We start from the raw sequence: 21699 nt of genomic DNA, 5'->3' as shown, positions 1-21699 counted from the left end.
TGCTCTTAGATTGCTACACTAAATACAACCTTCACTCCCAAGCAAAGGTAGCCTTATGACCTCTGCAACCAATCCAGCCACCGAACTCACCCCGTTCCCCGATCATACGCAACTACCAGAGTCTGACGGCACTTTTGTGAAAAATTTCCAGGAACATCCGCAAAGCATTCTACTAACCGACTCTATTAAACCGATATTGCAAAAACGTCACCCCGATGGGCAATACTGTATTGGTCAAGATTGTGGTATCTATTGGCGCATAACCGATCCACCAGAGAAAGGTGCAGAAGCTCCCGACTGGTTCTATGTACCGAATGTACCACCATTGCTCAATGGGCAAACACGAAGATCTTACGTATTATGGCAAGAGTTTATCGCACCGTTGATTGTCTTGGAGTTTGTCTCTGGGGATGGGAGCGAGGAAAGAGATAAAACTCCTTGGAAGGGGAAATTTTGGATTTATGAGCAAGTGATTCACTCGGCTTTTTATGGCATTTATGAAGTAAATAAAGCCAGTGTGGAAGTTTATCACCTTATTGAGGGACAGTATCAGCCATTACCAGCAAACGAGCGGGGACATTATCCCATCCATCCTTTAGGCGTTGAATTAGGTATATGGCAGGGAGAATATCAGAATATGGAATTACCTTGGTTGCGCTGGTGGGATTCGCAAGGTAATTTGTTGTTGACTGGTGAGGAACGAGCCGAACAAGAACGTCAAAGAGCCGATCGCCTGGCTGCTCAATTGCGATCGCTTGGTGTTGAACCAGAAGCTTAATATTTTTTGACTGTGGCTCAAAGATGCGATCGCTCCTCCTACGCTTAGATTGTTAAACTAAAATACAACCTTCACTCCCAAGCAAAGGTAGCCTTATGACCTCTGCAACCAACCCAGCCACTGAAGAACTCACCCCGTTCCCCGATCATACGCAACTACCAGATTCCAATGGCACCTTTGTGAAGAACTGGCAAGAGCATCCACAAAGCATCTTACTGACTGACTCAATTACACCTGTACTCCAGCAATTACATCCTGATGGTCAATATTGTATTGGCCAGGATTTGGGCATTTACTGGCGTTTGACCGATCCCCCAGAAAAAGGTGCAGAAGCACCAGATTGGTTTTATGTGCCTAATGTACCACCCTTGCTTGATGGACAAACACGGAGATCTTATGTGTTGTGGCGAGAGTACATTGCCCCATTGATTGTCTTGGAATTTGTCTCTGGAGATGGGAGCGAGGAACGAGATAAAACCCCTTGGACAGGTAAATTTTGGATTTATGAGCAGGTAATTCGTCCTGCATTCTATGGCATTTATGAAGCGAAGAAAGCCAGTGTAGAATTGTATGAATTTATTGGTGGACAATATCAGCTATTAGCAGCAAATGAGCGGGGACATTATCCCATACCTCCTTTGGGAGTTGAGTTAGGCATTTGGCAAGGACAATATCAGAATGTGGAATTACCTTGGTTGCGCTGGTGGGATTTGCAAGGAAATTTGTTGTTGACTGGCAATGAAAGAGCCGAACAAGAACGTCAAAGAGCCGATCGCCTGGCTGCTCAATTGTGATCGCTTGGTGTTGCACCAGAAGTTTAATATTTTTGTGTATTTTCCACTTCACCAAACGAGCTTAAAATCTCAACATTAAAGATGGTTGAAAAACAACTGTGAAATATGGCTCAAATCTTAGTTGAAAATTTAGATCCTGTTATTTTAGAAAAGCTAGAAAACCTTGCCAAACAGCATGGTAGGTCTTTGCAAGAGGAATTGAAGCACATCTTACAACAAGCTGCGGAAAAAGTAACACACTACCATATTGGCGGTGATATGGAAAAAGCTAGAGAAGCACTAGCACGCGCTCAAGTAAGATATGCAGGAAAAACTTTCAGTGACAGTACCGAACTCATCCGCGAGGACAGAGAACGGTGAGTCGGTATGTTTTGGATGCTAGCATTGCAATAAAATGGTTTTTGCCTGAAGTATACTCTGAAGCAGCTAGACGTTTAATAGCAAACGAGCATACTTTTTTAGTTCCAGATTTTTTCTTTGCAGAAGTGGCAAATGTTTTGTGGAAGCGAGTGCGTCGCGGTGAAGACACTGCTAAAAATGCCAGGCAAACTTTAGCAGATTTAAATGCAATTCCTTTGGAAATCTATTTATCTCAGCCATTGATGCCACTTGCTTTAGATATTGCCCTTGAGACCGATCGCGCAGTGTATGACAGTTTATACTTAGCACTTGCTGTCACACAAAAATGTCAAATGCTCACAGCAGACGAAAAATTTTACAACGCGCTTCAAAACACTTGTTACGTAAGTAATCTTCTGTGGGTGGAGAATATTTAGAGAGCGATCGCTTTGTATCGAACCAGAAGCTTAATATTTCTTGTATTACTTATTGATATCAGTAATATTGTCTGCAAGTCACGCTTTTGCTGTCAAAAAACTAAACTTATGATTTTTTCCCTAGAATTTCCATCTTTGTGACAATGGATTCTTTGCGAGTTTTACCGCAAGGTTCAGCGCTTTGACAATCACTCACTGATGCTGTTTCGTAATAGACGCGTACTTTCTTATTTAAAAAAGCTTTTTCTTGCGCACAAATATCAAAATCTGCACCAACATTATGCTCAGTTCCATTTTCGTCTACTAATATTACGTAACACAGAAGGTCGCCATTTTGCATACTTTTGACGGTACCAACTGTTGGCTGTCTCGATGAAGCTTGCTTAGTGTTGTCAATTTTGGATTGGTCAGCAGCAGTAGTTCTTTTGACAGAATTACTCTTGGGAGAATCTGTTTTTACCTGAGTAACGGTATCCTGTTGAGTCTGCGTAGAAGCATTATTCTGCGTATTGTCGCAGCTAACAATCAAGATGGAGCAATAAGCAATAGCAATTGTCGAAATTAACTTTTTCATCTACGCATCCTTAATAAACTACCTCGCTAACGCACTACATCGGCTAGTTTAGAGCGATCAGCAATCAGATTAAAGTATAAAGTATTACCTATATATATCATTTTATTGTAATAAAATATACAATTAGCTTAAGCATATATATTGACTTATATTTATTGAAGCCTTTTTAAGACATTAAGAACTAAAAAAGACAACACAGTACTGATTAATCCTAATTGCCACAAACCACATCCAGCCGCTATTCCCAAAGCTGCCGATATCCAGATAGCTGCTGCTGAGGTAAGCCCACGAACTTTAGTACGTTGTGATTCTTCTTTAGGAGATTCACGTAAAATTTCTCCAGCACCAAGAAACCCGACACCAGCGGCAACACCTTGGATGACACGACTGAGAGGATCGTAATCCGGTGAAACGGCAGCCGTTTGCAAGAGTGCAAGAACAAATAGTGCCGAACCAAGGCTAACCAACATATGAGTTCTTAAACCAGCAGGTTTGCGCCTTAGTTCCCGTTCTAAGCCGATGACTGCCCCAAACAACAAAGCCAGACATAGCCTGAAAGTGATGTTAAACCAATCATGAGGTGAAAGGTAGTATGTATTTATGAATAATAATGATTGGTGTGTCATGTTTTTAGCCAAAACATGCGATTCAAAAGCGATCGCTTCATTATAAAATTCTGATTATCCAGTTTTTCACAATTACTAAAGTGTACCTAACACCAGCAAAGAGAACTAATAAGGGGGCATTATCAGTAAAGAGGAGGAATATTTAGTTCAAGTAGTCTTGTTTGTGTTTTTATACTCTCCCCCCTCCTGCTGTTATTCTGGTATGATCTTAAAAATCTCAGTGCAAACTTTCTTTTCTTGGATGCCCTGCAAGCAGGGTAACAGAGCAAGGCTCTGGGGAAAGACCCAAGAGTTTAGTTCGGCTCTTTGCTATGCTTCCAGATGTGTTAATTAGCAACATGCAAATGCCAGGGCAAAAAATCAAAACTCTAATTTAGTTAAATATCATCTTTAGTATTTTCAGTATAACTAATTCACAAATCTAGAGAGCAGAATAAGTCTGAACAAGCAGACTAGAGAATGTGCCAGCTTGGACGATGAGAAGCTCTCTAGAAAATTTAGTGGTAATACTTAGTAGCACGCAAGTGTTGAATTAATAGTTAGTAGAGGAGGTAGGATGTTGGAGAGATCTCCTTTGTTGTATCACTTGGGGTGCAGATTTTATTAACTATCTTGGCATTGAAGCTGACAAATACCGTAGTGAAACTTGCCCGCAGTCATTTTTAACAACTTACAACTCACAACATCAAGCGTACACGATCAAAATTGATTTTTCTGGTGACAACCAGAGTTTATGACAACCGATAACTGATAACTGACTAATTGAGTGGACAAACTCTACTGGCTTGAGAAAATTAAACTGCAAGATCGCGCCGAAGTTGGTGATAAAGCTTTTTATTTAAGCAAAATCATGCAGCGTGGTTATCCGGTGCTATCTGGTTTTGTGATTGCAGCATCAGTTTTGCGAAAATTTCTAGAAAATCTCAATAGTTCAGAGGCGCTAGTTGCTGACTTACCTCACTCTTCTTTACACTTGGATGTGAATAATTGGCGTCAGCTTCGGCAGGTAGCTAGTGGTTTGCGTCAAGAGATAATTAATGCTACAGTACCACCCCAATTGTTGAATGCAATCCTCAAAGCTGCTAGACAATTTGAAACTGAATGTCTAATTTTTCGTCCCAGCTTGATGCTCCCAAATGCAAAACAGTCGATCGGGAGTATATCAGGATTGTTAGAGTCACAAGTTTGTTTTTGTGAGCCAGAAGCGATCGCCATTGCACTCAAGCAAACTTGGAGTCAGTTATTTCGGGCTAGAAGCCTACTATATTGGCAGCAGGCAGGAATTGATCTGCAACAAATTAATTTTGCAATTTTGGCACAACCAATTCAAAATGCGATCGCCTCTGGTTTGCTTGTTGCTAACTCTTCAGGATGGGAAATTCAAGCTACCTGGGGACTAGGAATGGCGATCACTTACGGCGAAGTTTTACCAGATTCCTACTACATTCACCCAGAAACTGGCGCAGTATTGGAGCAGCAACTGGGAAACAAAATGTTGGCTTATCGAATTGAGAACACGAATTATAGGGTTGACTTACAACACGTACCCTCATCTGTAGAAACGGTAGAGCGATCGTGTTTGCAAACCTACCTACTCGAAGAAATCCAACAAAAACAGTATGCTTTACCAGAAGAATACTTACAGCAATTAATTAAATTAGCGAAGCAAATTGCCAGAGAATTCGGTAAAAACTTTACCTTAGAGTGGACAATCCCAGAGCAAGAGCCATCTAGTACGCTTTATTTAACACAAGTAATCACCCCCCAATTGGGTATTTCTAATTTTCATTTTCTCAAAGGATTGGGGACAGCGGCAGGACGTGTCACAGCGACTGCTTATGTGATTGCTAATTCTCAGCAAAAACCAGCACAAATACCCAAAGGAGTAATTTTAGTTACACCAGTAATTACCCCAGATTGGTTACCTATATTGCAACAAGCAGGTGGCATAATTACTGAGCAAGGAGGATTAACTAGCCATGCTGCAATTCTGGCAAGAGAATTGGGAATTCCAGCAATAGTGAATTTGGCAAATGCCACAAATTTGATTCAACATGGCGAACAACTGCTGATAGATGGTGATAAAGGAGAAGTTTATCGCCTCGGTATGAGCACAGCAGAGGACTCTGCAAACACACAACAAGAAAACCAGACAAGGAAACAATTAGAACAACTCTCCTCTCATCACCTTATCCACCCCATCAACCTCGATCAACCCATGACTGCTACACAGTTGCTAGTTAACTTGAGTCAACCGAGCTTGATCGAGCAAGTGCAATCTTTGCCTGTGGATGGAGTCGGATTATTGCGCTCTGAACTAATGTCGCTCAATATTTTAGATGGACAGCACCCTCATACTTGGTTGAATGAGGGGCATCAAGTACAACTGTTGGAGCGTTGGTGCGAAACAATTATGCAGTTTGCTCGCGCCTTTGCACCACGACCAATTTTTTATCGCTCCTTGGACTGGCGATCGCACGAATTGCCATCTTTAAAAGACAATTTACAATCTTCTCCAGCATCAATCTTGGGAGAGCGGGGTACTTTCAGCTATCTAGCCAATCCTGCACTGTTTGAGATCGAACTTACTGCTTTGGCGACTGTACAAAAAGCTGGCTATACCAACATCCACCTACTTTTGCCCTTTGTTCGTACCCTAGAAGAATTTCGCTTTTGTCGCCAAAAAGTTGAACAAGCAAACTTAACTCAAGTGCCTCAGTTTCAATTATGGATGATGGCAGAAGTGCCGAGTGTGCTATTTTTACTGCCAGAATATATCAAAGCTGGTGTACAAGGCATATCAATTGGAACAAACGATTTAACTCAACTACTGCTAGGAGTAGACAGAGAACACGGACAGCTAGCAAAAGCATTTGATGAACGTCATCCGGCAGTAATGGGTGCCATAGCCCAACTTATTCGCATGGCAACAGAAGGCGGAATTCCTTGCTCTATTTGCGGGCAAGCTCCAGCATTGTATCCAGAGATCGTTGAGCACCTGGTTAAATGGGGTATTACTTCCATTTCTGTAGAACCAGAAGCAGTATCGAGGACATATCAAGCCATTGCTCGTGCGGAGAAACGCCTGCTTTTAGAAGCAGCACGGCGACAAATGCAATAGTTAGTGGTTAGTGGTTAGTAGTTAGTAGTCCCCTTGTCTTCTCTTCTGCCTTCTGCCTTCTGCCTACCAACGGATACGCCACTACCTACCCTACCCTGCGGGAACCCCTTTCGGGGAACGGGAACAGCAAAGACTGCGGGAAGGGCTACTCTGCGAGAAGCCGCTTTGCGTCTACGCCCAACGCTGAACGGAAACCGCTAGCTAACGCAACGCCTTACGGCGAACGCGTCTACCGCGTCTACGTGTCTACTGCCCTCTGCCTTTATTAGGTAATCATCAATATCGGAAAATAGCTGCTGCTAGCGCGCCATTTGGTAATTGTTGTTGTTCAACGGTATAAACTGCACCACCATTTAAAAGCGTATGAACAGCCGCAAAATCTAACAAATCCTGATCGTCTGGCTCTGGTTGTGAGTGTAAATCTACAGCCATTGTCTGTGGATCAAAATTGCCCCAAACTTGCTCATTTACAGGCACTAACAAAGAATCAACCCTTTGGAAATAAGCAGCAGAGATAATTTCTTTGAGATCGCTAGAAGCTCTACCAGTACCTTCGCCAGCTATTTGCTGGTAAAGCTCCATTATGGCTTTGTGTGTTTGAGTATAGGTAGGTTCCACAATTTGCCAAGCCTGCTTGTGTAATTCTTCTGGTTTGACGATATCTACATTAGCTGCAATACCTTCCTCCACTAGATTTTGGTAAGTATTGGCTTCTCGGTAAATAGCGAAGAGATACTCAACTCCTACCAACACTAAAGGTACTTTTTCTTCACGCAGTTTCTCGTGCAGTGCACCATCAATAAGATAAAAGAATTGCAGGATGTCTTTTTGATGTTGATCTCTATCAGGGCTTCCTTGCCCGTGAAATGCACCAGGTTGTGAACGCGAAAAAGGACTGGCAGTTGACCCTTTTGATGTTGCAATTCTAAACTGACCTGTTTTGGCAGTCTCCTCATAAAGAAGCGCTTCACTCAGGCTCTTAGGCATATTTTCCACTTCCAACTCACGGATCGTGTAGCGTGTTCCCTCAAAGAACCTGACATTATCTTGGCTAAGAGCTAGTACGAAGAACCGTCCATCGTTATTAATGAGATGTAACAGTGGTTTGAGATGGAATTTATTGTTAACAACTACTAATTCTTCAAACTCCATCGGTAACTTATAGTAGCGAAAAACATTAGGCGAGATAAAGATTGCCAAACCTCGATCTTGATTTTGCCAAAACTCATGTGTATCAAGTTCCTTTGCTGGCTGGAGAAAATCAACTGCTTCTGTGTGGCGTATCCCCATTTCATCCAAACGTTCCTCTGCTTCACGGATTAAATTTTTGAAGCGAATAGGGTTCTGTCGAGTTTCGGGGCCTGCTTTTTGCGTAGGCATATACAGAGAAACACAAGGACTTTGGGATTCTTCTACTAAAGTTTTTAGTTCATCAATAGATAATAGCGACATATTTTAAATTCCTATCCACGTTAGTTAAAGCTCAATACAGTTCAGTTAAGTTTGGTGATGTACACAGACGCTTCAAACGGCACATCTCTAGATTCATTTCAAATCCTTTATTTGTCCTGTGGCATCTTTCTTTTGATAAAAAAACATCTGCCTTTTAACCTCTCTTGAGATGGAGACAAAGGCAGATGAAGATGTGAATCACTATTCAAGATTCTATAGATTACGGTTTTTTATACAATCAAAACCCTATTATTCCATAGATGATTTGTTACTATTGATACCTTGAGAAGGCATATCTATACTATTATTTCTTTGCCTGATAAAACCTAAAGTCACTCGTTTCATTAACCAGTACAAGCCAACAAGTATGCCAAAAGTTATAGCGATAATTACCAATGGTTGTTTGCCAAGAATTTCTTCTATGCCTTTAGTTAGTAAAGCGTCTGGTTGAGTGACAAAATCCCAGCTATTAAAACGTAAGAAACGTCCCCAATAAATACCAACAGCACATAAAGCATGGGTAATTATCTCAACCCATACAATCCATTGACTTTTGCCAATACGGTGTAAGTAGTAACCCAAATTTATTAAAGAGATGACGTAAGCTTCAAAACCAGCTAAAATCACTAACAAATATACTGGAATTAACACAAGGCTAATTATCCACACAGATTGAATTGTGCGGATATCATGAATCAGATGAATTACATCAGTCAACAAATAAGGTGCATTTGGTAAGAAAGCATAAAATACCAAAAAACCCAGCCACCAAACCCAAGAACGTCCGCGTTTCATCCGAAATAGCCAAATACTTAGAGCTAAAGGTATAAACGCCAGAAACAAATTCCAAGTCATCCAACGTATATTTATTTGTAAGACTTGTATAATTCTGTCCATCAATTCAATTAGATCCGCTTTCATTGCTGCTTCCTCTGAAGATATGTGTGAAGATTGAGTATTTCCTTGTGAGCGTGAACCTATATCGTTGATAGATAAAACAACTAAAAGCTGAGTGTGGTTTTTCTCTGACAACAGTTAATCAGTTTCACTTCACTCCAAATCATAGTTGTGTATACATGAAAACTGAGTCTGTGACAGTATATTTGGGAAGGAGGTGGCTCGAAGTATTAGAGTCAACCAACTAGTATAGCTGTAACAGTTATGAGATAAAAATCTCCCACCAAGGGATTTTCATTCTAGAATATAGTCATTGTCTTAACTATTTTATAAATTGCATCTTGTCTAAGTAATATTCCGAAAATTATTGACTAACGTAGCAGCAAAAAACTGCCGGGAGCGATCGCCATCAGCACACGGTAGGAGCAAAAATCCTCCGGATCGTTTGCTGATAACGAACTCGCTGCGATAATAGCACGTGCGATCGCTTCCTAAAATCATAGATGCTTGTAGCATTAACACTATTCAGTCTGGCTACAATACTTATTGACCTCGCCTGCTAAAACATCGGATTGCTTGGCAGCAATTGTGGCTGCTTTTAAAGCAGCATCGATTTCATCTCTAGTCTTTTGTAGTTTATCTTTACCAGATGAGGAAGCTTCTGTTAACTTTGCGGCACCAAGAGCTTTACCTGCCTTGTTAATATTTTTACTAAGAGTTGTAAACACCTTTACAAAACGAGTTTGAAATTCTTGAAGTTTGGGATCTTTAAAGTTTTTTTCCTCGATATTTTTAGCAACAACTTCCAAATCTTGAGCTAATTTCAAGCTTGTGACTACCTGAGTGCCTTTATTTGTCTCTAAAAGAGAGGTTCCATCATTAACAGCTGTAATGAGTCGCCGACATTGAGAAGCTTTGCTGTCGTCACAACTAGCAAGCAGTAGAAACAAGCTCATGCTAAAAGGAACAATAAGAGTATATTTAGACCAAACAGACATTTATACTTTACTACCAATAAAATCTAAATCATGGTAACCAATGATTCAGTAGTTTTGGTGAGTGTTCCGATAATTTGACACTTCTATTAAATTACCGTCTGAATTGCATATTCTCCTGTTGCACCCATTCTGCTCACTAGCCCTCTACAGTTTTTACAGCACAAACACTAATGTAGTCTTTTACCTCAGATACTCAAATATTGGTTTAGTGGCGTGTCAAGACTAAATTGGTGTATTGGGTGTAGGTTGGGGAGCCAGTGTGGTGGCTCACCACTGCGTTGGGCGGCTACAACGTGGACTCCTCAATACCATTACACCAGTCTCTAGTCCCTTTTACTAATTTCAACAAGTTGAAATTGCACCTTCTTTTTTCCAAAACAACCTTATTTAGTGCTTATCAAATTCTTATTTTTTTGCGGTAATGTTAATCTAGCTACAAAATAAAAATCAACATAGCTAAATACTTTTGTGCATTTCATCCAAGATGAGATGCGGTATTGTTTTTTGTTTTTTGTCTACGTTGATAGGTAAATCTTAGAAAAAAGAAGACATTTATTTATTGACAGACTTGTTTTCAATGAAGGAACAATTACTTTGTTGACAATTTTCGTTCTTTTGTAATTTTTAATTGGTTAGTACAACAAACCTTACAGTCTTTTTTAAGGTGATTGAGCAAAGAGATTTGCCATGTCTAATTTTTCTAACTCTTGCTAGCGCTTAGTTTTTCAATTTTTCTTATTTGCTTACAGTACAGTAATTTAGATTAAAAATAGGTTAGAAAATTAATTTTCAGACTGTTTTTAGCTTGTTTACTAATCTATATTTACTGTATTGTACTCAGTTGAAACTTGACTATTTCAATTGTTTTTATTTTAAAATAATTTAATATTTTAAACATCCTAATGTTTATACACTCACAATAGAGGCGCAAATTTATGAACTAAATAATGAATCTTGATTAACTAGTATTTGAATAACTAGTTAACAGGAAAATTCTATCAAAATTAACTGTCTAGGAATTTAACACTGCTGGAAGCTATTTGTAGCTCGTGAAATAGATGGAAGATTTTTTCATTGATTTGATGAAATGAATTTTGATGATAGCCACTAATCTTTTAGAAGCATAAAAACCCTATTTATAAGTAAAAGAAGCAATTTTTGAGAATAGGTAACCAGTCTTATGGACTCAGTAAGAAGGAAATTCGGCAACGTTGACACACTGGGGGTTTATTTCGCCTCGTCACCCACCCTCCAGTAATGCCGACACAGCTGTTTTTGGGTTCGCTTTCCTAGATTTCGAGTATGTGGAGCTAACCCAATGATTATCTGCTTACTCTCTAGTAAACCAAGGAGCAAAACAACATGGAAAAAATGGTTGTAGTCGTTTTTGACGACGAAAGCAAAGCTTACAGTGGTTTGAACGAACTTAAAAAGCTGCATCAGCAAGCCGACTTAGTCATCTATGCGATCGCAGTCATTGCCAAGGATGCAGATGGTAAAGTTGATGTGCGCCAAGCCGATGGAGGCCCCCTTGGAACGCTATTCGGTGCAGTTCTAGGCAGCATGGTAGGTATACTAGGAGGCCCGGTTGGAATGGCTGTAGGAATGGCAAGCGGCTCTCTTGGTGGGGCAGTGAGCGATATGTCACAGATGGGTATTGATCTTGAGTTTCTCGATGATGTGAGCAGAGTGCTAACTCCAGGAAAAGCAGCAGTTGTGGCATCCATTGATGAATACTGGACAATTCCTCTCGACACATCAATGGAACCACTGGGAGGAACAGTGTTCCGCAAACTCCGCACTGAAGTTATTGACGATCAGCTTGATCGCGAAATCCGAGAGACTCAAGCAGAACTGCAAGCATTAGAGGAAGAATTCAATGCGGCTGCGGCTGAACAAAAAGCTAAACTCCAAGCCAAAATTGATGCCACTCGCAGCAAACTTCAGTCCAAGATTGATGCGGCAAATAAGTGGGTGGAAGATACTAATCGGCAGTATCAGGACAAAGTCAATCTACTGCAAGAGCAGGCAAAAATTGCCAATGACAGAAGAAAAGCTCAGATAGAGAAGCAGATTGCAGAAATTCAGTCTGATGTGGCACAGCGACAAGAGAAGCTCAAACAAGCATCTACCTTAGCGAAGGAAGCCTTGACGGTTTAGTGTAGTCTGTCAACCAAAAATTGACGGGTTGAGGCTGACACGGGGACGCGGAGAATTTTAACTCTCCAAAATTACTCTGACAGAGTACTAGATTCTGTTGAGCGATCGCTCAATGCGTAATAAGAGTGACTTAAAGCCTGATGTCACAGTATTTGACAAGCGTGGATTTCAACGGTTCGTACCTTTCAATAAAGAGCAAAATAAGGAGAAATGAATCATGAGCGACAATCCAGTTCAAGTAATTGTAGCAGCGTTCAATACACCCGAGGGTGCAGGCAAAGTCATGAGTGACCTCAAGCAGGGCAAGAAGGCAGGATTAATCAGCATCCAAGATGCGGCTGTCGTCGTCAAGGATACCAATGGGAAGGTCAAGATTACTGACGCGAAACATCGTACAGCCAAAGGCTTGATTACTGGTGGTATACTCGGTGGCTTAGTTGGACTGCTGGCGGCACCTTCGGTTGCGGCGGTGGCAGCAGGTGGCGGTGCGATCGGAGCACTGATCGGCAAGTTGAAGAATGCCCCGCTCAAGGCTGAAATGAAAGAAATTGGATCGGCTTTACCCCCCAACACTTCAGCGATCGTGGCAGCCATTGAGCACAACCAGGAGGCACAGTTGGAAGCTTTGGAAACTGCACTGGCAGACGAAGCAGAGCGAGTTGTCCGCGATTCGCTCAAAGCCGATATTGCCGAGCAGTTAAGTGCAGGTGGCAATGTATTGTATACCGCAGGTGGCGGCTCAATGGCATCGGGTGTTGGTCGTGTGGCTCAGACGCCAGAAGGAACTCAAGTTAGCGGTATCATTGCGAGTGAAGACGGTGTCTTCGTAGAGGATGCGCAAATCACGAACGAACCATTGGAGACAGCTAAGTAAAAGCACGCTACTAGAAGCTGGCAAGAATTAGTTTTAGCAGCTTAATTGATTCAGATACTTAACGCCAAGGACGTCTAACTTGTCAAGAAATGGCACAGTGATTCGGCGTTCTTGGCTATCTGTGCTGCAGCCAATTCACCAATCCACAGGTAAACCCAGTTTTTCCAAAGTATCTGCTTCTTGTAACAGTGGCTGAATCTCACTGTCTACGTGAATACAACCTCCAGATAAAACTAAAGCACGTTGAGTAACTTTACTTAACCAATGCAAATCGTGTGATGCGATTAACATCACTTTTCCTCGCCACTGTAACAACAGTTGGGCAAATTGACGACGCCATGCTGGATCAAGTCCATTTGTCGGTTCATCTAAAATCAAAATTTCCGGTTCGAGGGCTAAAATTGCAGCCAGGGCGGCAAGGCGTCTTTGTCCTCCAGACAATTCGTGAGCAGAACGGTTGGCATAAGCTTCTAAACCAAAATCAGCCAATAGCTGCCTGGCTTTGTCAATTGCTATTGCTGGTGATACGCCGTAGTTACGCGGCCCGAAGGTAATATCTTCTAGTATTGTCGGCATAAAAAGTTGGTCATTGGCATCTTGAAAGCCAAAACCGATTTGACGACGTACTTGTGGTAAAGTTTTTGGTTCTACCGGAATGCCATTAATCCAAATCTTTCCGCTTTGGGGTTGTTTTAAGCCGATAATGTTCTCAAGCAAGGTGCTTTTTCCAGAACCGGTTGGCCCCATTAATGCTACGCGATCGCCTGCATTTAAGGTAAAAGAAATTCCTTGTAAAACGGGTTTGGAGTTGGAATAGGCATAAACTAAATCTTGAACCACTAAGGCTTGTGACATTCTTGTTGTTAGTAGTTAGTGGTTAGTAGGGGAGGCAGCGCGCCTTTGGAGGTTAAGAGGAGCTTTCGGATTCTCCGGCTCCGCTCTGTTGTAGCGACTGCCGTGCGGGTTTTGTTGATGATCGTTGAGTTAAAACCGACAATTTATCTTCTAAACCCGCCCATACAGTCGTTAGTAGTTAGCAGAGAACACTAATGACCAATGACTAATGACTAATTGTGAGTTATTAAATTAGAACTGGACATTTGATACGAGGTTAGGGTCAAACAAATAGCGATCGCGCAAGCTGCCAGCACGACAAAACGCTCTTTTGCTCTTAATGTGGAATCTACTGGTAGTGTACCTTGATAACCACGAGCTACCATTGCTGCATAAACTCTTTCTGCCCTTTCCAAACTTCGCAGATACAAGCTGCCTATCATTGCAGCACTGGTGTAGCGCAACCATCCAGCATTACCATTCATACCTCTAAGCTGCGCTGCACGCTGCATCCGCGTTACTTCATCCAGCAAAATTTCTATATATTGTCCAGATAATAGCAAACTTTCTTTTAAACCACCTGGAACGGGTAAACTTTTGAGAGCAATGCCAAAACTATGTGGCGGCAAAGTTAACAAAAAACTATTCATTGTTATTAAGCAAATCAAAGAACGAACAAGCAGAAAACTAGCTCGCTCCCATCCCAAAGGTAACGCTAAAAAAGACAAAAAAATTAATTCTGCACCCAATAATCCTGTCAGTTTGCGAATGGGTACGCGTAATAGAACAGCCCACATAAATGCGATCGCACCATATGCAGTCAGCCAATACCAAGCATGGTACTTTAGTAAAGCTGTTCCGACTACAATCACTAAAGATAGATGTAAACGTAACGGTAATGACAGTCTAAGCATTATTCGGTTTCACTGCTTGTGCAATACCAAAGGCAACAGCAAAGCAAACGCCAGATCCAAGAATTCCAGCGATACTTGTGCCAATCGGGCCTAATCCCTCTATGCCGTAGTCAGCGAAGGGTGTTGGTACTGATACTCGTACTTGATCTGCTAAATCAATAAAGCCCAAGTCTTCGGCAACTCTCTCCAAACCATCTGGCCATGCTGAAGCTACTAGAGAAAGTACACCAGCAATTAACAGAATACTCACTACTGGCACTAACCACCCTTGTAACTGCTGTTGTGTTCCTGGTAACAAGTCAGGTCGTGCTGTAGATAGGTAAGCTAACACACCCCCAGTAATCAAACCTTCGCCTATACCAATCAAAATATGCACACCTGTCATTGCTGGTAAAACTATGTTAACTGGTGCAGTCCCCGAAAGTGCCAACTGGATCGCAGCGACTATAGCAGCTGCTACCACACTCACACCAGCAGCAATACCAGCAGCTAGGGGCAACCGTCCTCTAGATCCTCCCAACAAGCGCTGCAAAGTTTGAGTTAAACCCCAACCTACCCAAACTCCAATTACTGCCATGTTAAAAATATTCGCTCCTAATGCTGTAATGCCCCCATCGGCAAACAACACAGCCTGAATAATTAAAACTGTAGCAATGCACAAAGTACCTGCCCAAGGACTACCAAGGACGATCGCTGCTAAAGTTCCCCCCAACAAGTGGCCGCTAGTGCCACCTGCGACAGGGAAATTAATCATTTGAGCGGCAAAAATGAAGGCGGTAGTTAAACCCAGTACAGGTGCGCGTCGGATACCAAAAGCATCTCGCGATCGCCCTAAGGCAATACCCATTGCGGCCACACTCAATGCACCAGTTGCTGCTGCCACCGGTACAGAAACAAAACCATCAGGAATATGCACTATGTGCCTCCATTTTTGTTTTTATTTGCATTGTGTTTAGTAATTAATAAAACTACAGCACAAATTAATAAAAAACAAATTTTTGTCCTCTTTTACAATGCCCTCTTGGGGGATTTGCTGCTATTCCCTCAGAATGATTGACAAGAATTTTTCTATCATTTACTTTACTAATTTCATGGAATTGTAAAATTATAATAATTTACTTTTTCTTAATCACAAAATTTGTGTCAAACATTTACAAAAACTTTAGTTTAAGCTAACTATAAATCAAATATATAAATTATTTAACGAGTATTCATAGATACATATGTAGAGTATAGATATTTACTAAAAAATACTTTCTAATGAGAGCATCTACCGCTAGTTAGTAACATCATAGATATTACAAAAAGCTACAACTTAACTCGACAAATAAAACCTTTTGTGTAATCAATACAACCAAGCATTGCGATCGCAATCCAATTTGATTACTGAAGTTACTCGTAGAGGCAGGGAACAGGGTTGGGGAAAGAAGGGAATCAAATAAGAGTTCTAAATATAAACAAACAATTAAATTTTTATTCCCTTAGCTCACCAAGGAGAGTAGTTTGAGTTTCTTTTTGTAAAGACATTTAGAGATTATTGACATTAATTCTTAATTCTTATTTAATAAGAATTAATTGCAATAAAATCGCAGTTTATCTGGAATTGCGAGTCTTAAATCTCCCATGCCTAACTATTTTGCTCTGAATAAAGAAAAATTATTGAATCGCCGTCAGTTGTTGAAACTAGGGTTAGCAGGCGCTGGGATAGGAGGGGCAGCTGCAATCTGGCACAAGTTGAGCGCTCAAAAGCAGTTGGTAAGAATACCACCCTTGGAGATGGAGGCAGTCGCAAAAAGTGCTGCTAACCCCATGCAAGTAATTAGAGATTTTGATTATGGGACGCCCAAGCGAGAAAATGGGCGGACAATTCGAGAATTTAGTTTGACTGCCGGGACTTCAGCCATACAACTAAATAGCGCTGTCTCTTACAATATATGGGATTTAAATGGTCGCATCCCAGGCCCGACACTGAGGGCAAAACAAGGCGATCGCGTGCGCATATTATTCCTCAATAAGGCGGGGCATTCTCACTCTCTGCACTTTCACGGCATTCATCCTGCAGAAATGGACGGTGTTCGTCCAGTTAGTAATGGTAGTGCAACGATTTACGAATTTGATGCTGAACCTTTTGGCGTTCACCTGTATCATTGCCACATTGAACCTGTCACCCGACACATTGCTAAAGGGTTGTATGGAATGTTTATCATCGATCCACCCACTCCGCGTCCACCTGCAGATGAGATTGCCCTAGTGATGGCTGGGTATGATGTCGATGATGATAACCACAATGAATACTATGCATTTAACGGCTTACCCGATTACTACATGGATCATTCGATTCGCATTTATCAAAATCAGTTGATTCGCCTATATGTCCTCAACATTATTGAATTCGATCCTGCCGTTACGTTTCACCTTCATGCCAACTTCTTTGATGTTTATCCACTAGGGATGACTCTAACTCCTAACCAAAAAACAGATGTAATCACGATGGGTGTAGCAGAACGGCACATTCTAGAGTTTGCCTTTCGCTATCCAGGAAAATATATGTTTCATCCCCATCAAGATGCGATCGCAGAACATGGATGCATGGGGCAATTTGAAGTAGTTGCTGACAAAGGCTCTCTCAATCAACGTCACAATGCTTAGTATTGCTTAATCAAACAGGCTCTAGAAGAATGTGGTAATTTACTGTTTGCTATTGGCTACTAGTGAAAGAGTCTGCTTCAGGAATGCATGAATCTAGTAATTTACTGATATCATTTTAGACTTTTAATTGATAGATATTCTTAACAAGCGTTAGCTCCTAATTACAAAAGTCAAAGAATTTATTAAAATCAGTAACTTAAATTAAATAACTAGTTGATAAAAACTTTCATTACGTGCAAAATTGTCATAGCAAAAATTATGACAAATTGTCAAACTTAACTGCCGATATCACCTCACAGCCTTTCAATAACTAGCTTTTAAATCTATTAGGAGCACCGATGATAAAATTTCGTTATATTTGCTTAACTGTAGCTGCTTGTGCGAGCGTAACCTTGAGTTCCTGTGGTAGCAACACGCCCACCGCAGACAATTCACCAGCAGCTGGGAATGCTAACTCTGCGGCACAAACCACACAGACAGCAAGTCATAGCGGGCATGGCAGCACAAAGAAAATTAACATCAACACTGCCATCTTATCTGAGTTAGATAAATTTGAAGGGCAGTTAGGTGTACCCGCTTTATCGCATAAAATTCAGGCAAGTCGCCCCTACGGTAGTCCAGCGGATTTAGTTACTAAAAAGGTAATTACCCAAGAACAGTTTGACAAAATTAAAGACCAAGTTACAGTCGAAGAAGTGGTTTTGACTGGGGAAGCTAAAGATGTAGACTATATGACCAAGCTGGGGTTAATGAAAGGGCATCTGATAGTGGCACAAGAACTGTTAGATAAAAATCAGCCCAAGCAAGCAGAACCTCATATTGGGCATCCGGTAGAAGAGATTTATGTTGATGTAGAAGATCAACTCAAAGAGCGCAATGTTAAGGAATTCAAGACTACTTTGATCAGCTTGCAAGATTTGGTGAAAGCTAAACCCAAGGATGCCAAGGTAAAAACAGATTTAGCTTCTTCTATGCAATCAGTGGATGGAGCGATCGCTGCTTTAAGCGAAAGTGAACGCACCAATCCCGCATTCATTCTCCAGGTGATTAACGGCTTATTGGATGCTGCTAATTCAGAATATAGTGCTGCGATTGCCGATGGCAAAGTGTCGGCAGCAATTGAGTATCAAGATTCCCGTGGCTTTGTAGTGTATGCTAACGACTTGTACAAAGGCATTTCTAGTCAAGTAGCTAAAAAGAATCCCACAGCCCACAAAGCTATTGAGACGAATATGGCTGAACTATTGAAAGTTTGGCCTAGTGTAATTCCCCCAGCCAAGCCAGTCAAAACACCAGAGGAAGTAACCAAGCTGGTGAAAGGCATTGGGCAGGAATCGCAAAAAGTGATTAATGCTCCTGGTACCCAGGCACAGAAATCATAGTCGTAATGAACGGAAGCTAGATTCGCCTTGGTTTTAATCTTAAGGTAGGAGTTTAAAATTTAGTTAGAAGTGAAGAATTATGGGTGAAAGCGGACTTATTTAGTCAAGAGCTTTTAACAAAAGCAATATTTGATTAAATCTGTCTGTGTAGAAGTTAATAGTATCATTTATAACTCATAATTCTTCACCTCATTCATAACTCCCTAATGATAACTTTGGCTCTTAGCGTGAATTAACAACTAATGCAAGAACTTGACCACAAAAAGACAATCGACCTGCTAAACTCCATCATGGAATTTGAACTAGCAGGAGTTGTGCGTTATACGCATTATTCCTTGATGGTGAACGGGCCTTATCGTATTCCCATTGTGGATTTTTTCAAAGCGCAAGCAAGTGAATCTTTACTTCATGCTCAACAGGTAGGAGAAATTCTCACAGGCTTAGAAGGGCATCCTAGCCTCAAAATTGCGCCGATGGAGGAATCTTACAAGCACTCTGTGAAGGATATCTTGGAAGAAAGTTTGGCACACGAAAAGAAAGCTCTAGATTTGTATAAAAAACTGCTAGATGCTGTTACTAATGCCAGCATTTATCTAGAAGAATTCGCTCGAACTATGATTGGACAGGAAGAGATGCATAATCTTGAACTGAAAAAAATGTTACGCGATTTCGGTTAATAGTCAGTAGTCATTAGTCATTGGTAGGGGCGGGTTTAGAAGATAAATTAGCAGTTTGAACGGCAAGATTATCAACAAAACCCGCCCGTACTAGTTATTAATTATGGCTTTTGACTAATGACAAAGGACAAAGGACAAAGGACAACTGATGGATTTTAGTACTGCTTTACCTACTTTTGTGATTACGCTCCGAGAAGGAGTGGAAGCTGCCTTAGTTGTTGGTATTGTTATGGCTTTGCTCAAAAAAGCAAAGGCTACTCGACTCAACCCTTGGGTATATGCTGGTGTCGGTGTTGGCATTGTTATCAGCGCACTCATAGGTGTGCTGTTTAGTGTTTTGATTCAAGTATTAGGGACTATTAATCCTCAGTACACCTCCGTAGTTGAGCCATTGCTGGAAGCTACCTTCAGTGTATTGGCGATCGCCATGCTCAGTTGGATGCTGATCTGGATGACTAAACAAGCCAGATTTATGAAAGCCCAAGTTGAGGGAGCGGTGACAGATGCCTTAAAAAGTAACTCTAATGCTGGTTGGGGCGTTTTTAGCTTAATTTTAATTGCAGTTGTACGCGAAGGCTTTGAAACTGTTCTGTTTATCGCTGCCAATTTTCAACAGGGATTAATTCCTAGCCTTGGTGCTATTGCTGGTATTGCCGTTGCAGCCCTTATCGGTGTGCTTTTATTTAAATGGGGCGTCAAAATCAATATCCGGCAATTTTTCCAGGTGATGGGTGTCTTATTGGTATTGATTGTGGGTGGATTGGTGGTGTCGGCATTGCATAATTTTGACGAAGCTGTCGCTAACCTTGCTCTTAGTAATCGTGCTTCGGCAAGCCTTTGTTTTTATTACGAGAGGTTTACCAAAATCCACTCTTGCATTTTAGGGCCAATGGTTTGGAATACTGCCAATATTTTGCCCGATGAAAAATTTCCTGGGATTGTACTCAAAGCTTTATTTGGTTATAGACAACATCTCTATCTCGTACAAGCTGTAGGATATGTCTTATTTTTGTTGACAGTCGGGGGTTTGTATTTCCGCAGTATTACAGGAGGAGCTGCTAGTGGCAATATTCCAGTAAAGACTGGAAACTAAGGGCTTAATCAGTTAACAGTTAACAGTGTAGACGCGCAGCGGCTTGCCGCAGGCTACAGTTGTCAGGCGTATTGCTGTTAACCGATAACTGATAACTGGTAACTGACACCCAATACATACCCATTTCCAATGAACAAAATTTCCGTTCAACAATTATTTATTTATCCATTTAAAGGGTTAAGTGCTCACAAATGCGATCGCGTCAACCTACAAGTAGGGCATGGCATACCAGGCGATCGCGCTTTTGCTTTGATGTACAAGCAAGATGTAACAGATACTGACTCTACAACCGTGCCTTGGATGAAGAAACATAACTTCGCCATGCAAAATGACTGGCACGGGCTGGCGGCTTTAGATTGTTTCTACGAGTCGGCTAGCCGTACTTTGACAGTCAAGCGTAAAGGTGTAGAGTTACTGGTTGCTAATACCAACACTACCAAGGGGCGCGATTTAATTTCTACCTTTTTCACTGGCTATCTAGCAGGGATTTACCCCAGTCAAGCCGCCAGGCATCCTCAACGCGCACCTTTGCAACTTGTAGGAGAATTTAACAAAACCCGCTATCCCGACCGAGAAGTAGTACATATTTCCCTTGTCAGCCGGGAAACTATTAACCATCTAAGTGAATTAGCAGGACAACCAATTGATGTGCTACGGTTCCGTCCTAATATTATTGTTGAGGGTATACCCGCTTGGCAAGAATTTGATTGGGTAGGGCAAGAAATCCAAATAGGTACAGCACGAATTGCTGTTACAGCAAGAATTAATCGCTGTTTAAATATTGATGTCAATCCGGAAACAGGGGAAAGAGATATCAATCTACTTTCTCTGCTGCAAACACACTTTCATCATACGCAGACTGGAGTTTTGGCACAGATAATTAGCGATGGTTCTGTAGCGATCGGCGAGCAGTTAATAGTTAATATTTAATAATGCATTAGTTGAACTTACCTTGAGTCGTAGTAAATAATAGATTGATTGCAAAATCCAATTTTAGGTGAGAACGAACACAGATAAACACAGATGCACACGGATAAATTATCTGTGTTTATCTGTGTCCATCTGTGGTCGACTTCTAAAATATGATTTTTGCTTACCAT

21 protein-coding genes are annotated in these 21699 nt (G+C 41.3%); 12 read left to right on the top strand and 9 right to left on the bottom strand.

The genetic code is table 11. The features are described from left to right. Positions 1-55 precede the first annotated feature (55 nt). From UYC_RS0105425 to UYC_RS0105410, 4 genes are all read left to right on the top strand, one after another. On the top strand, positions 56-778 hold the full coding sequence (locus UYC_RS0105425; RefSeq protein ID WP_016873633.1) for a Uma2 family endonuclease: 723 nt from the start codon (positions 56-58) through the stop codon (positions 776-778). Positions 779-873: 95 nt separating this feature from the next. Continuing rightward, positions 874-1572, top strand: a complete 699-nt coding sequence (locus UYC_RS0105420; protein WP_016873632.1) for a Uma2 family endonuclease — start codon at positions 874-876, stop codon at positions 1570-1572. 105 nt (positions 1573-1677) lie between these two features. Further along, on the top strand, positions 1678-1932 hold the full coding sequence (locus UYC_RS0105415) for a FitA-like ribbon-helix-helix domain-containing protein (protein WP_016873631.1): 255 nt from the start codon (positions 1678-1680) through the stop codon (positions 1930-1932). Continuing rightward, positions 1929-2348: a type II toxin-antitoxin system VapC family toxin gene (locus tag UYC_RS0105410; protein WP_016873630.1), complete on the top strand. Its 420-nt coding sequence runs from the start codon at positions 1929-1931 to the stop codon at positions 2346-2348. The genes UYC_RS0105415 and UYC_RS0105410 overlap by 4 nt, the downstream gene beginning before the upstream one ends. 106 nt (positions 2349-2454) lie before the next feature. On the opposite strand, the gene UYC_RS0105405 is transcribed toward UYC_RS0105410, so the two are convergent. Then, entirely contained in the window at positions 2455-2922 is a 468-nt protein-coding gene (locus UYC_RS0105405) for a hypothetical protein (RefSeq protein ID WP_016873629.1), read from the bottom strand. A gap of 152 nt (positions 2923-3074) precedes the next feature. After that, the gene (locus UYC_RS0105400) at positions 3075-3548 is read right to left on the bottom strand and encodes an MgtC/SapB family protein (protein WP_026087375.1); all 474 of its coding nucleotides are present in this window, start codon (positions 3546-3548) and stop codon (positions 3075-3077) included. Positions 3549-4314: 766 nt separating this feature from the next. Here UYC_RS0105400 and UYC_RS0105395 point away from each other — a divergent pair. Further along, on the top strand, positions 4315-6669 hold the full coding sequence (locus tag UYC_RS0105395) for a putative PEP-binding protein (RefSeq protein ID WP_016873627.1): 2355 nt from the start codon (positions 4315-4317) through the stop codon (positions 6667-6669). Between the two features lie 276 nt (positions 6670-6945). On the opposite strand, the gene UYC_RS0105390 is transcribed toward UYC_RS0105395, so the two are convergent. From UYC_RS0105390 to UYC_RS0105375, 4 genes are all read right to left on the bottom strand, one after another. Continuing rightward, positions 6946-8121: a baeRF7 domain-containing protein gene (locus UYC_RS0105390; protein ID WP_016873626.1), complete on the bottom strand. Its 1176-nt coding sequence runs from the start codon at positions 8119-8121 to the stop codon at positions 6946-6948. A 249-nt stretch (positions 8122-8370) separates the two neighbouring features. Continuing rightward, positions 8371-9042: a DUF1361 domain-containing protein gene (locus tag UYC_RS0105385; protein ID WP_016873625.1), complete on the bottom strand. Its 672-nt coding sequence runs from the start codon at positions 9040-9042 to the stop codon at positions 8371-8373. A 321-nt stretch (positions 9043-9363) separates the two neighbouring features. Continuing rightward, entirely contained in the window at positions 9364-9534 is a 171-nt protein-coding gene (locus tag UYC_RS38520; protein WP_162138994.1) for a hypothetical protein, read from the bottom strand. Positions 9535-9539: 5 nt separating this feature from the next. Further along, positions 9540-10016 (bottom strand): hypothetical protein, encoded by a 477-nt coding sequence (locus tag UYC_RS0105375; protein WP_016873623.1) that lies wholly within the window; start codon positions 10014-10016, stop codon positions 9540-9542. Between the two features lie 1362 nt (positions 10017-11378). Here UYC_RS0105375 and UYC_RS0105370 point away from each other — a divergent pair. Together UYC_RS0105370 and UYC_RS0105365 are read left to right on the top strand one after the other, a co-directional pair. Continuing rightward, a complete protein-coding gene (locus UYC_RS0105370) occupies positions 11379-12176 on the top strand; it encodes a DUF1269 domain-containing protein (RefSeq protein WP_016873622.1) in 798 nt (265 codons plus the stop codon). Between the two features lie 283 nt (positions 12177-12459). Next, on the top strand, positions 12460-13050 hold the full coding sequence (locus tag UYC_RS0105365) for a DUF1269 domain-containing protein (protein WP_235082886.1): 591 nt from the start codon (positions 12460-12462) through the stop codon (positions 13048-13050). 135 nt (positions 13051-13185) lie between these two features. Here the strand turns inward: UYC_RS0105365 and UYC_RS0105360 are convergent, their stop codons facing one another. The 3 genes from UYC_RS0105360 to UYC_RS0105350 form a co-directional block, all read right to left on the bottom strand. Further along, positions 13186-13905 (bottom strand): energy-coupling factor ABC transporter ATP-binding protein, encoded by a 720-nt coding sequence (locus UYC_RS0105360; protein ID WP_016873620.1) that lies wholly within the window; start codon positions 13903-13905, stop codon positions 13186-13188. A 212-nt stretch (positions 13906-14117) separates the two neighbouring features. Continuing rightward, entirely contained in the window at positions 14118-14798 is a 681-nt protein-coding gene (locus tag UYC_RS0105355) for an energy-coupling factor transporter transmembrane component T family protein (protein WP_016873619.1), read from the bottom strand. Continuing rightward, on the bottom strand, positions 14791-15714 hold the full coding sequence (locus UYC_RS0105350) for an energy-coupling factor ABC transporter permease (RefSeq protein ID WP_016873618.1): 924 nt from the start codon (positions 15712-15714) through the stop codon (positions 14791-14793). The genes UYC_RS0105355 and UYC_RS0105350 overlap by 8 nt, the downstream gene beginning before the upstream one ends. A 707-nt stretch (positions 15715-16421) precedes the next feature. Between UYC_RS0105350 and UYC_RS0105340 the strand changes: the two genes are divergently transcribed. The 5 genes from UYC_RS0105340 (at position 16422) to UYC_RS0105320 (ending at position 21529) form a co-directional block, all read left to right on the top strand. Then, positions 16422-17447, top strand: coding sequence for a multicopper oxidase domain-containing protein (locus UYC_RS0105340; protein ID WP_016873616.1), 1026 nt, complete (start codon positions 16422-16424; stop codon positions 17445-17447). 338 nt (positions 17448-17785) lie between these two features. Next, the gene (locus UYC_RS0105335) at positions 17786-18829 is read left to right on the top strand and encodes a ComEA family DNA-binding protein (protein ID WP_016873615.1); all 1044 of its coding nucleotides are present in this window, start codon (positions 17786-17788) and stop codon (positions 18827-18829) included. A gap of 242 nt (positions 18830-19071) precedes the next feature. After that, positions 19072-19506, top strand: coding sequence for a ferritin-like domain-containing protein (locus UYC_RS0105330; RefSeq protein WP_026087374.1), 435 nt, complete (start codon positions 19072-19074; stop codon positions 19504-19506). Positions 19507-19654: 148 nt separating this feature from the next. Then, positions 19655-20599 carry an FTR1 family iron permease gene (locus tag UYC_RS0105325; RefSeq protein ID WP_016873613.1) on the top strand — a complete coding sequence of 315 codons (945 nt, stop codon included), beginning with the start codon at positions 19655-19657 and terminating at the stop codon, positions 20597-20599. 129 nt (positions 20600-20728) lie between these two features. Beyond that, complete coding sequence (locus tag UYC_RS0105320) at positions 20729-21529, top strand: MOSC domain-containing protein (protein WP_016873612.1); 801 nt, start codon at positions 20729-20731, stop codon at positions 21527-21529. Positions 21530-21699: the final 170 nt, after the last annotated feature.

It is taken from the genome of Chlorogloeopsis fritschii PCC 6912 (genome assembly GCF_000317285.1).
Classification (GTDB): Bacteria; Cyanobacteriota; Cyanobacteriia; order Cyanobacteriales; family Nostocaceae; genus Chlorogloeopsis; species Chlorogloeopsis fritschii.
Note: the sequence above shows the minus strand (reverse complement) of the source record. Positions and strands in the feature narration are given on the sequence as shown.